Here is an 11,961-nt window from a genome sequence, read left to right as displayed (position 1 = left end):
GCTATGACCCCAGAAGTGGTACTGGGTATATTCGGAGAGGCGTTCTGGCTGATCGTGCTGCTGGTCACCATCATTATTTTACCTAGCCTGATGGTGGGTTTGGTGGTGTCTACTTTTCAGGCAGCTACGCAGATTAACGAGCAGACCCTGAGTTTCTTGCCGCGTTTGATTATTACCCTGCTGGTGATTATGTGGGCAGGACCCTGGATACTCACCCAGTTAACCGAGCACTTCATTCGGTTAGCGAAAAACATTCCCTATCTGATTGGATAACCCATGTTTGATATCAGCCTGCTGCAGATCGAACAATGGGTGGCAGTTTATCTCTGGCCGTTATTCCGTATAGCGGCTTTTTTTATGGCGGTACCGCTAATAGGCGGGCAGATGGTGGCGGCTCGAGTGCGCCTGATGCTGGCGCTGTCTATTACCTTAATTACCGCGCCTCTCTTGCCAGCGATGCCGCCTTTTACCGGCCTGGATGCGCAATCCTGGATCATCATTGCGCAGCAGATTCTGATCGGCGGAGCGCTGGGGTTCATGTTTCAGTTGTTCTTTCAGATATTTGTGCTGGGCGGGCAGATGATTGCAACGCAGATGGGTTTGGGTTTTGCCTCTGTGAGTGATCCGGCCAATGGCGTACCCGTGGTGATGCTAAGCCAGTTTTATATCACTATGGTGATGATGTTGTTTATTGCGCTGAATGGTCATCTGGTACTGGTTGAGGTGATTGTGCGCAGCTTTGATGTGTTGCCGGTAGCGATGAGTGGTCTGACTGGGCCGATGCTATGGAAGATTGCTATATCGGGTAGCTGGATGTTTTCTGCGGCATTGTTGATGGCGCTGCCTGCGGTGACGGCGTTGCTGGTGGTGAATATGACGTTTGGCATTATGTCGCGAGCGGCACCTCAGTTGAACATTTTGGCGATAGGCTTTCCGTTCACTATGGTGTTGGGTTTGTTTATTAACTGGATCAACCTGGGCGGTTTTCTGGGGCAATATATGCGGATTTCTGGTTTTGCTCTGGATTACATTGAACAACTGCTGCACGGGGTGTGATCAGTGGCTGAAGAGACGGGTCAGGAAAAAACAGAACAGCCCACGCCAAAACGAATAAAAGAGGCGCGGGAAAAAGGAGATGTTGCCCGTTCCAAAGAGTTGACCACTATGTTGGTACTGATGGCTGCTGTGCTCAGTGTATTCATCTTTGGTGGTCAATTGGCTGAGCGCATGATTGGCATGATGGAGCGCAACTTCCTGCTTGACCGGGTGGAAGTGTTTGATGTGAACATGATGTTTGCGCATCTCGGCATGTCGGTGAAGGAAGCTGCGCTGGCGCTGATGGGGATTTTTATACTGATAGCATTGGCAGCGTTTATCGGGCCAATTGCGCTGGGTGGATGGAATTTCAGCACTAAGGCGTTGCAGCCTAAAGGCAGTCGGATTGATCCGATTGCCGGGATAAAGCGCATGTTCTCCCTCAAGTCTTTGGTTGAACTGTTCAAAGCGTTGGCGAAGTTTGCCTTGGTGGGCGGTTTTGCCATGATTATTTTGTGGCAGATTCGGGGTGACATCATTAGTTTGGGTAATGCACCCGAGCGGCCTGCCATAAAAGATGCTCTAGAGACCATTATCTGGGTGTTTATGTTTCTGAGTGCGGTGTTGATTATTATCGCTGCGGTAGATGTGCCCTATCAGATGTACGACTACACCAAAAAAATGAAGATGACGCTGCAGGAGGTGAAGGACGAGCTGAAAAATACGGAAGGTAAGCCAGAAGTAAAAGGGCGTATTCGGCAGTTGCAGCGTGAAATTTCGCAGCGCCGCATGATGAAGCAGGTCCCTGAAGCTGATGTGGTGATTACCAACCCGACCCACTACGCTGTGGCGATCCGTTATGACGCTGAAAATCGAAATGCACCTATTGTGGTTGCTAAAGGCGTGGATTTCGTCGCGTTGAAGATTCGTGAAATAGCCTCAGAGTATGATGTGCCCCAGCTACAGGCGCCGCCACTGGCGCGTGCTATCTATCATTCCACCGAAGTTGATGAAGAGATTCCGGCCGGCCTATTTATGGCGGTGGCTCAGGTCTTGGCTTATGTGTTTCAGTTGCAGCGCTACCGCGATCATAAAGATGTTTCCCCTCCATCGCAGCCTGATCTGGCGCAGCTTGAAATTCCAGACGAGTTTAGAGACGAAACTGTCTGAAAAATCAATTTCTTGGCGTGAAAATTGCAATTTCCTGAAGGTTTTGGCTTTGTCCGTCAAAATACCGACATATTAGGCTGTCTTTACTGACAGTTGTTCAGGTATTATCGATGAAGCTGTCTTTGGTGATGTTTTTTTGACGCATAGGTTTTGAGTGGATAGAGCAGTGATTCTGCAAAACATACGCAACCTCGGTCAGGGTAACCTGGGCGTACCGTTGTTGCTTATGGCTATTTTGGCGATGGTGACCCTGCCGGTCCCACCGTTTTTGCTGGATACCCTGTTTACGTTCAATATCACCCTGTCCATCGTTGTACTGTTGGTCTGTGTTTATTCATCACGCCCGCTCGATTTTGCCATCTTTCCATCCATTATTTTGATCGCCACTCTTATGCGTTTGGCGCTGAATGTCGCGTCTACCCGTGTGGTTTTGCTGTATGGGCACGAGGGCGGTGATGCTGCCGGTAAGGTGATCCAGGCCTTTGGCGAGGTGGTGGTTGGTGGTAATTATGTGGTCGGCTTCGTGGTGTTTCTGATCCTGATTATTATCAACTTCGTGGTGGTGACTAAGGGTGCAGGCAGGATTTCTGAAGTTAGTGCACGATTCACCCTGGACGCCATGCCAGGTAAGCAGATGGCGATCGATGCGGACCTTAACTCTGGTCTGATTGATCAGGAAGAGGCGAAAGCGCGGCGTAAGGATGTCACTCAAGAGGCGGATTTCTATGGTTCTATGGATGGTGCGTCAAAATTTGTCCGCGGTGATGCGGTAGCCGGTATCCTGATTTTGGTGATCAACCTGCTGGGTGGCCTGGCTATCGGCATGCTGCAACATGATCTCGATTTTGGTACCGCAATGCGCTTTTATTCGTTGTTAACCATTGGTGACGGTCTGGTGGCGCAGTTACCTTCGCTGCTGCTTTCCACTGCTGCGGCCATTATGGTGACGCGTCAGAATGTGTCTCATGATATGGGTAGTCAGGTGCTGGGGCAGCTATTTGCGTCGCCTAAGTCTTTGGCTATTGCTGCAGGCATTCTGTTTGTCATGGGCGTCATTCCGGGTATGCCACACTTTGCATTCTTGTCGCTGGCTGTGGCAGCGGGTGGTGGTGCATGGTGGATTTATCGTAACCATCAGAAGCTTGAGTCAGAACGGCTGGAACAGGCGCAACAGAAACAGCAGCAACCTGCGGCAGCGGATGAAGCCGAGAAGCGCGATCTTGACTGGGATGATGTGATGCCGGTGGATATGGTTGGCTTGGAGGTGGGTTATCGGCTGATTCCCATGGTGGATAAGATGCAGGGTGGTCAGTTGCTGAGCCGCATCAAAGGTGTGCGCAAGAAACTGTCGCAGGATTTGGGCTTTCTGGTGCCATCAGTGCATATTAGGGATAACTTGGATCTATTGCCTGGCGCCTATCGCATTACGCTGATGGGGGTCATCGTGGGAGAGGCTGAAGTCTACCCCGATCGTGAGCTGGCGATTAATCCGGGGCAGGTTTTTGGCACGCTGCAGGGTATTGAAGTCAAAGATCCGGCATTTGGCCTGGATGCGGTGTGGATCGAGCAGCAGCATAAAGAGCAGGCGCAGTCGTTGGGTTATACCGTGGTTGATGCGTCGACAGTGGCTGCTACACACCTGAATCAGTTGTTGCAGGTGCATGCGCATGAGCTGCTGGGGCATGAGGAAGTACAGCAGCTGCTGGATATGCTGGCTAAAACCTCGCCTAAGCTGGTGGAAGAGTTGGTGCCGGGTAAGGTGTCCTTCAGTGCCTTGCTTAAAGTGCTGCAGAATCTACTGAAAGAGCATGTGCCGTTGAAAGATTTTCGTACTATCGCCGAATCGTTGGCTGAAGCGGTGGCGCGCACCCAGGATCCATTGGCACTGACCGCCTCGGTACGTATCTCGCTATCGCGGCTGATTGTGCAGAATATCAATGGTTCAGAACCTGAATTGCCCGTCATAACGCTTGAGCCTCAGCTGGAACAGCTGCTGATGAATTCGGTGCAGCAGGGCAAGGATGCAGGGCTGGCGCTGGAACCGGGGATGGCTGAGCGATTGCAGACTTCGCTGGCGGATGCGGCCAGCCAGCAGGAGATGATGGGTCGTCCGTCTGTGTTGCTTGTGGCGGCGCCGATTCGGCCATTGTTGGCGAAGTTTGTACGTTATGGCCAGCATCAGATACATGTGCTCTCCTATCAGGAGATCCCGGAAAATAAAAAAATTACTATCGTTGCCTCAGTGGGTGGGCATGGGAATGGTTAATACAGTCAATGCAGTGGGTTGGGCTGATGGGGAAACTTTATGAAAGTTAAACGCTTCTTTGCACCGGATATGCGGCAGGCGATGCGTCGTGTTCGTGAAGAGATCGGTCCCGATGCGGTGATCCTTTCTAATCACCGTGTCTCCGGTGGAGTCGAGGTGGTCGCCGCCCATGAAAATGATTACGAAGCGGCTAAAGCGGATTTTGAGCAACGCAAGCGTCCGCAACCGAGTCCTGAGCAACCGCTGGATGTGGTCACTGGTAATCAGAGTGCAGGGCTTAGCGACGAACTGCATCGGGCGCGTATGCGTATTGCTGATGCGCAACAGCGTGCGGCGACACCAGAAGATGAAACGGCGACGGTTAATCGTCAGTTAGGTCGGGATGATGAAGACGATCTGCGGATGATCCTTAGCTCGCTGAAGCAGCGTCGGCGCGAGAGGGCTGATGAAGCGCACGACAACTTTGTGCGCCAGCAAGTGCCTGAATTGGAGACTCGTCAGCCGGCGCCTGCGCCAGCAACCCTGATGGATAGCGGCTTGATCCGTTCGATGCAGGACGAGATTCAGCAACTAAAAGAGATGTTGCAGCAGCAGGCAGTCTCGCCATCTCCAGCGGCGCGTCCAGTCTCACCATTGCAGCGTAAGCTAGAGCTATTGGGCCTGAGTCCAGGATTAACTGGTCAGTTGCTGGCGGGTGTTGAACCTGATTTGGCGCCGGAAAAAGCCTGGCGCAATATGCTGGCAAAATTGGCTGAAGCGATTCCAATGGTTGGTGAAGAGTATATCGAACGGGGTGGCATGGTCGCGTTTGTCGGCCCCACCGGCTCTGGTAAAACCACGACTATTGGCAAGCTGGCAGCGCGGTATGTGTTGCAGCATGGTAGTTCAGGTATCGCATTGGTTACGACGGATACTTACAGGATTGCAGCGCATGAGCAGCTACGTACCTTTGGCCGGATTCTTGACGTGCCGGTACGGGTGGTGGATGAAAACAGTTCGTTGGAAGCGGTCTTGCAGTCATTGAAAAATAAGCGCCTGGTATTAATTGATACAGCAGGCTTGTGTGCTGATGAGCCCCACAGTGAATCGCAGATGAGTATGCTGGACAGTGTTACGTTGCGTTTGAAAAAACTGCTGGTGGTGTCTTGCAGCAGTCAGCGTCGGGTAGTTGAGCAGGCCTATCAGGCTTATCGAAGTCTGGGCTTGAATGGTTGCGTACTCAGCAAGATGGATGAGTCAGGTAGTTTGGGTGAAGCTCTGTCATTGATTATTGAAAAACGCCTGCCCGTTGCTTATATGGCCGATGGTCAGCGGATTCCGGATGATATTCAGTTGGCCAAGCGGCATGATCTGGTCAGTAGGGCGGTTGTGTCAGCGCAGAAAGCGCTGGTGAATGAACGGCAGGCCGATGATGATAGCGCTACCTTGTTTAAGGTGGTCTAGGATGGAATTAGCAACATGAGTCAGCCAAGGCCGATCAAGGTCATCGCCGTTACTGGGGGTAAAGGGGGGGTTGGTAAAACCAACGTCTCGGTTAACCTTGCCACTGCTATGGCTGAAATGGGGCATGAAACTGTATTGCTGGATGCCGACCTGGGGTTGGCTAACGTTGATGTTTTGCTCGGCTTGCGGCCGAAAAAGAACATTTCCGATGTGCTGGATGGCAGTTGCAGTCTTGAAGATGTGATGCTGCAGGCGGCGCCACGATTGCGCATTGTGCCAGCGGCATCGGGTACCCAAGAGATGACATCGCTGTCAGTGCATGAGCATGCTGAATTGATTCATGCTTTTAATTCCATTGCCGATAATCTGGATGTACTGATCGTTGATACTGCGGCGGGGATTTCCGACTCAGTTGTCAGTTTTGTCAGGGCGGCGCAAGAAGTGCTGGTTGTGGTGTGTGATGAACCGACATCCATCACCGATGCCTATGCGTTGATCAAGCTGTTAAACCGTGATTTTCAGATGATGCGGTTTAAGGTGCTGGCTAATATGGTGCTGACTGAGCAAGAAGGGCGCAACATGTTTAATAAGTTACTGACGGTAACCGACCGGTTTCTTGATGTGACCCTTCAATATGTAGGTTCAATCCCTTATGATGAGAGCGTACGCAAGGCTGTACAAAAGCAAGTGCCTGTTTTAAAAGCGTTTCCGAAGAGTAAAGTTGCACTTGCTTTCCGCCAGTTGGCCAATAAGGCTGACAGTTGGCCGGTACAGTCATTACCCCGGGGCCATCTCGAGTTTTTTGTTGAGCGGCTTGTCAGGGGTACGCCCCCATCGGATAGATAAATAGAGGCAGTATGTACGATCAGCTGCAATTGCAAACAGCCGACGAATTGATTGAGCGGTACGCTCCTTTAGTAAAGCGCATTGCCCATCATTTAATGGCTCGTTTGCCTTCCACTGTATTGTTGGATGACCTGCTGCAGGCTGGAATGATTGGCCTGCTTGAAGCAGCAAAAAAATATGACACCTCCAAGGGTGCCAGTTTTGAAACCTATGCTGGAATTCGTATTCGTGGTTCCATCATAGATGAAGTGCGGCGCGGAGACTGGACGCCACGTTCGGTTCACCGTAATAGTCGCCGGGTGACTGAGGCGATTCATCAGCTTGAGGGGCGCTTAGGGCGCGATGCTTCTGATGCCGAGGTGGCTGCTGAAATGGATCTTAGCGTGGCTGAATATCATCAGCTGCTTAAAGACTCCATGGAGAGCCGTCTGTTCAGCTTTGAAGAGATGACGGATCCCCGGGAAGATGGGCCATCAGAGTATGTGGCCAATGATGATCCGGGTCCCAGTCGGCATTTTGAGCGTTCGTCATTTCAGGAAAACCTGTCAGCGGAAATTGCCAGACTGCCCGAACGTGAGCAGTTGGTATTGTCGCTGTATTATGATGAAGAACTGAATCTCAAGGAGATTGGCCAGGTGCTCGGTGTGAGCGAGTCCAGGGTCAGTCAGATTCACAGTCAGGCAGCATTGCGATTGCGGTCCCGTCTGACGGAGTGGGGATAAGCTTGGCTACCGGAACCGAACCGGTGGTTGGATATATACAGAGTTGCGTAGCTTGAGGGGATTCTGTCTTGAAAAAAGACATCAAAATACTTGTGGTTGACGATTTTTCTACCATGAGACGTATCATCAAAAACTTGTTGCGGGACCTCGGTCTGACCAATGTTGAAGAGGCAGATGACGGGCAGACCGCACTGCCGATATTGAAGCGTGGCGACATTGAGTTTCTGATCACCGACTGGAATATGCCAGGCATGACGGGCATTGAGTTGTTGAAAAATGTCCGGGAAGACCCGGCGTTGGCGCATATACCGGTTCTTATGGTGACGGCTGAAGCCAAGAAAGAGCAGATCATTGCAGCTGCACAGGCTGGCGTTAACGGCTATGTGGTTAAACCTTTCACGGCTGCTGTGTTGAAAGAAAAAATCGATAAGATTTTTGAACGTCTGGGCAGCTAAGAGGAGTAATCCCATGGTCTCAGGCCCGGATGCACGGGGCGGCATCAGTCGCTTCGAAGAAGAATTACAAGAACATGCAGAGTCACTGGTTACGGCACTGAAAAGCGGCAACCTGGCTGAAGCCATGGATCTTATCCACCTATTGCATGAGTTTCGTCATAAAACCTTCTTCAGTGAAGTCGGTCACCTGACGCGGGCTCTGCATGAATCAATCAAAGCTTTCTCATCTGACATGGGCGGTGCGTTGGACACTGAGCAGGGAAATCTGCCTCAGGGTGCCGATGCTACCGAGCGCCTTAATTACGTCATTGACCTGTGTGAACGAACTGCTCATGACACCATGGACCGGGTGGACAGTGCCCTGAATATGGTTGATCAGCTTGATACGCAAAGCACTCGCTTTGCTGATTTGCTGTCACTGGTGGGTCAGTTAGAAGCAGAACACCAGGGCTTGCGTGGTGTTTATGATCGTACCTGCGCATTAAAAGAAGAATCTGAGCAGACGATCGAGACCTTGCGTACCCAATTGACTGATATTGTGGTCTCGCAAAGTTATCAGGATATAACCGGCCAATTGATCCGCCGGGTTATTAATCTGGTCAGTAATGTTGAAACGCACCTCATCAGCCTGATGGACATGGCCGCGAAGGTGGAACGTCTGTCGGGTATCGAAACAGATACCGAAGAATCCGGGCAATCACGTAAAAAAGATCCGATCCAGGCAGAAGGCCCTCAAATTCGCAAGGATGGGGCCGATATAGTCAGCGGACAAGACGAAGTAGACGATCTTTTATCCAGCCTGGGTTTTTAAGAGGAGTGCCCTATGAGTTTGGATGTAGACCAGGAAATCCTAGGTGATTTTCTCGTCGAAGCCGGGGAGATTCTGGAACAGCTATCTGAACAGCTAGTTGATCTGGAACAGTCACCGGGTGACACCGACCTGCTCAATGCTATCTTCCGCGGTTTTCATACCGTCAAGGGTGGTGCTGGTTTTCTGCAGCTTGAGGCGATGGTGGAGTGCTGCCATACCGCCGAAAACCTGTTCGATATGTTGCGTAATGGTGAGATCAGCGTCACGCCTGAATTAATGGATGTTGTGCTTCAGGCGCTCGATGCGCTGAACTTAATGTTCGAATCGGTGCATGCCGGTGAAGACCCCCAACAGGCTGATCCCCAGTTAATTGCGACCCTCGGCGCTTTTGCCGCAGGTCAGGCCCCGGCGGCTTCGTCAGCCCCGGCAAGTGCTCCTCCGGTAGCTGAAACCTCAGCGGCTGCGGCTGAACAGGCAACCATGCCGACTGACGATTTTGGCTCTCCTGGCGACGAATTTGAGATGTTGCTGAACGACATGGGGGCGCCCACTGAGAGTGCGCCTGTGGTTGAAGCCGGTGGCGATGAGCTGATTACTGAAGATGAATTCGAAGCCTTGCTCGATCAGTTGCATGGTGCTGGCAAAGCGCCTGTCGCAGTGGCTGAAAACAGTGCTCCGGCTGCTGCACCAACCCCAGAAGCAAACGCTGAACCGGCGCCAGCCACTGCTGCCACTAATGATTTAATCACTGATGATGAATTTGAGTCTTTGCTGGATGACCTGCAGGCTCAAGGCAAAGGAGCATTCTCTCCCGCTCCTCCAGAGCCAGTCGCTGCTCCTGTTGCCGCTCCCGTTAAACCAAAATTGCCGGAACATGCCGAGCTGGCACCGAAGAAAACCGAGCCGGCTAAACCTCCTGTATCCGGTGGACATGCTAAACCCGCGGCTGAGAGTAATGTACGGGTAGATACCCGGTTGCTCGATAAAATCATGAATATGGTGGGTGAACTGGTGTTAGTACGTAACCGGCTGGTAAGGCTGGGAGTACGGCATGAAGATGAAGCCATGGGTAAAGCCCTCGGTACGCTGGATATGGTGACAGCCGATCTGCAGATGTCGGTGATGAAAACCCGTATGCAGCCGGTGAAAAAAGTTTTTGGTCGCTTCCCGCGGTTGATCCGTGACTTGTCGCGTAACTTGAAAAAAGAAGTGCAACTTGAGTTGCGTGGCGAAGAGACTGACCTGGATAAAAATCTGGTTGAAGCACTGGCCGATCCGTTGATTCACCTAGTACGAAATTCGGTAGACCATGGTATTGAGTCACCGGAGGTTCGTGAATCACAAGGCAAGCCTCGTGAGGGACACGTGCTGCTGTCGGCCGAGCAGGAAGGGGATCATATCCTGCTGGTGATTCAGGATGATGGTGCCGGTATGGACCCGGAAAAACTCCGTAAACTGGCGATACAACGCGGCATGATGGATTCTGAAGCCGCCATGCGTCTGACGGATCAGGAGTGTTTTAACCTGATCTTTGCGGCTGGCTTCTCAACTAAACAGGAAATCTCTGACGTCTCGGGTCGTGGTGTCGGCATGGATGTGGTGAAAACTAAAATCACCCAGCTGAACGGCACGCTGAGTATTGATTCTGTGCTGGGACAAGGGACGCGCATCGCAATTCAGGTGCCGCTGACATTGGCCATCATGCCGACCTTGATGGTGATTCTTGAGCAGCAGGCGTTTGCCTTGCCGCTGGTTAATGTGAATGAGATCTTCAATCTGGATCTGACTAAAACCAACACGGTTGATGGTCAGCAGGTGATTATTGTTCGTGACCAGGCGTTGCCACTGTTCCATCTTAAACGTTGGCTGATCGATGGCCAGCAGTGTGCTGAAATTCCTCCGCAGGGACATGTGGTTATTGTCACTGTCGGTACTCAACGGGTTGGTTTTATTGTCGACCAACTGGTGGGTCAGGAAGAGGTGGTGATCAAGCCGCTGGGCAGTATTCTGCATGGTACTCCCGGCCTTTCCGGGGCAACCATCACGGGTGACGGGCGCATTGCATTGATTCTGGATATTCCGAATCTGCTTAAACGCTATGCCTCCTGAGGCTGATCACACGAGGCGGATATGCCGTTAAGGGTACTCATCGTTGATGACTCCGTTTTTTTTCGTAACCGTATTAGTGATCTGCTAGCGGGTGACAGTCGCCTGCTGGTTGTTGGTCGCGCTCAAGACGGCCGGGAAGCGGTTGATCTGGCCCGACAGCTTAATCCCGATGTAATCACCATGGATGTCGAGATGCCTGGCATGAATGGCATTGAAGCGGTCAGGCTGATTATGCGAGAGTCGCCGACCAATATCCTGATGTTATCCTCCCTAACCCAAGAAGGTGCTCAGGTCACGCTGCAGGCACTGGACGCGGGTGCCATCGATTTCCTGTCCAAGGATATGCGGGCCTGGATGGATCGTTCTGAGTCACTCAAACGCCAGCTATGCGACAAAATTGTTGAGATTGGTCAGCATAAACAGCGGCCGCGCAGCAGTATCTTTGGTCGTCAACCGGGCAGCACTGGTAAAACCATGGTGTTTCGCGGTGATGATGCACCTGTCTCGGAATCGAAAAAACCGCTGGCGCGGGGTGCGCCAGGCAGTCTGGTGGTGATTGGTGCCTCTACTGGTGGTCCGGTGGCCTTGCAGCAGGTGTTGATGTCTCTATCAGCCGATTTTCCCTATCCGATCTTATTGGTGCAGCATATGCCCAATACCTTCACACCGGTGTTTGCCAAGCGACTCAATCAGTTATGTCGCATCGAGGTGCGCGAAGCGGTAGATGGCGACCTGTTGAAGCCAGGGGTGGCATTGCTGGCACCGGGCGGAAAACAGATGATTATTGATCCACGCAGTCGAGACCGAGTGCATATTCTGCCAGGTGACGAACGGTTAAATTACAAGCCCAGCGTTGATGTGACCTATGGCTCTGCGGCACGTACCTTTGGTTCCAGGGTGTTGGCTATTATTATGACCGGTATGGGAGCCGATGGTTGTGAGGGTGCTCGTTTGTTGAAACAGGCGGGCGCACATATCTGGGCGCAAAATAAAGACAGTTGTACGATTTACGGGATGCCTCAAGCGGTGGTGAATGCGGGGCTGGCGGATAAGGTCCTGGATCTGGAAGAAGTCGGTCCATTATTAGCGCAGAGCAGGGTGTAA

At 51.9% G+C, this 11,961-nt stretch carries 11 protein-coding genes; all 11 read left to right on the top strand.

Annotated features, from left to right (window positions below; genetic code table 11):
* Positions 1-3 precede the first annotated feature (3 nt).
* On the top strand, positions 4-273 hold the full coding sequence (gene fliQ, locus ACFVYJ_RS10480) for a flagellar biosynthesis protein FliQ (RefSeq protein ID WP_419415031.1): 270 nt from the start codon (positions 4-6) through the stop codon (positions 271-273).
* 3 nt (positions 274-276) lie between these two features.
* Positions 277-1,056, top strand: coding sequence for a flagellar biosynthetic protein FliR (gene fliR, locus ACFVYJ_RS10475; protein WP_419415032.1), 780 nt, complete (start codon positions 277-279; stop codon positions 1,054-1,056).
* A gap of 3 nt (positions 1,057-1,059) precedes the next feature.
* Positions 1,060-2,205 (top strand): flagellar biosynthesis protein FlhB, encoded by a 1,146-nt coding sequence (flhB, locus tag ACFVYJ_RS10470; RefSeq protein ID WP_419415033.1) that lies wholly within the window; start codon positions 1,060-1,062, stop codon positions 2,203-2,205.
* Between the two features lie 154 nt (positions 2,206-2,359).
* On the top strand, positions 2,360-4,471 hold the full coding sequence (gene flhA / locus ACFVYJ_RS10465; protein WP_419415034.1) for a flagellar biosynthesis protein FlhA: 2,112 nt from the start codon (positions 2,360-2,362) through the stop codon (positions 4,469-4,471).
* 39 nt (positions 4,472-4,510) lie between these two features.
* Positions 4,511-5,914, top strand: a complete 1,404-nt coding sequence (gene flhF, locus ACFVYJ_RS10460; RefSeq protein WP_419415035.1) for a flagellar biosynthesis protein FlhF — start codon at positions 4,511-4,513, stop codon at positions 5,912-5,914.
* A 15-nt stretch (positions 5,915-5,929) separates the two neighbouring features.
* A complete protein-coding gene (locus ACFVYJ_RS10455; protein ID WP_419415036.1) occupies positions 5,930-6,760 on the top strand; it encodes a MinD/ParA family protein in 831 nt (276 codons plus the stop codon).
* A gap of 11 nt (positions 6,761-6,771) precedes the next feature.
* Positions 6,772-7,482, top strand: coding sequence for an RNA polymerase sigma factor FliA (locus ACFVYJ_RS10450; protein ID WP_419415037.1), 711 nt, complete (start codon positions 6,772-6,774; stop codon positions 7,480-7,482).
* 68 nt (positions 7,483-7,550) lie between these two features.
* Entirely contained in the window at positions 7,551-7,937 is a 387-nt protein-coding gene (gene cheY / locus ACFVYJ_RS10445) for a chemotaxis response regulator CheY (protein ID WP_419415038.1), read from the top strand.
* A gap of 13 nt (positions 7,938-7,950) precedes the next feature.
* A complete protein-coding gene (locus ACFVYJ_RS10440; protein WP_419415039.1) occupies positions 7,951-8,748 on the top strand; it encodes a protein phosphatase CheZ in 798 nt (265 codons plus the stop codon).
* 12 nt (positions 8,749-8,760) lie between these two features.
* The gene (locus tag ACFVYJ_RS10435) at positions 8,761-10,857 is read left to right on the top strand and encodes a chemotaxis protein CheA (RefSeq protein ID WP_419415040.1); all 2,097 of its coding nucleotides are present in this window, start codon (positions 8,761-8,763) and stop codon (positions 10,855-10,857) included.
* A 21-nt stretch (positions 10,858-10,878) separates the two neighbouring features.
* Positions 10,879-11,961, top strand: coding sequence for a protein-glutamate methylesterase/protein-glutamine glutaminase (locus ACFVYJ_RS10430; protein WP_419415041.1), 1,083 nt, complete (start codon positions 10,879-10,881; stop codon positions 11,959-11,961).

It is taken from the genome of Pontibacter sp. JAM-7 (assembly GCF_048548695.2).
GTDB lineage: Bacteria > Pseudomonadota > Gammaproteobacteria > Pseudomonadales > Balneatricaceae > Neptuniibacter.
Note: the sequence above shows the minus strand (reverse complement) of the source record. Positions and strands in the feature narration are given on the sequence as shown.

Bases quoted from the DNA above. Each gene is read 5' to 3' on its own strand.
- fliQ (WP_419415031.1), top strand. From the start codon at position 4: ATGACCCCAGAAGTGGTACTGGGTATATTCGGAGAGGCGTTCTGGCTG.
- fliR (WP_419415032.1), top strand. From the start codon at position 277: ATGTTTGATATCAGCCTGCTGCAGATCGAACAATGGGTGGCAGTTTAT.
- flhF (WP_419415035.1), top strand. From the start codon at position 4,511: ATGAAAGTTAAACGCTTCTTTGCACCGGATATGCGGCAGGCGATGCGT.
- ACFVYJ_RS10455 (WP_419415036.1), top strand. From the start codon at position 5,930: ATGAGTCAGCCAAGGCCGATCAAGGTCATCGCCGTTACTGGGGGTAAA.
- ACFVYJ_RS10450 (WP_419415037.1), top strand. From the start codon at position 6,772: ATGTACGATCAGCTGCAATTGCAAACAGCCGACGAATTGATTGAGCGG.
- ACFVYJ_RS10440 (WP_419415039.1), top strand. From the start codon at position 7,951: ATGGTCTCAGGCCCGGATGCACGGGGCGGCATCAGTCGCTTCGAAGAA.
- ACFVYJ_RS10435 (WP_419415040.1), top strand. From the start codon at position 8,761: ATGAGTTTGGATGTAGACCAGGAAATCCTAGGTGATTTTCTCGTCGAA.
- ACFVYJ_RS10430 (WP_419415041.1), top strand. From the start codon at position 10,879: ATGCCGTTAAGGGTACTCATCGTTGATGACTCCGTTTTTTTTCGTAAC.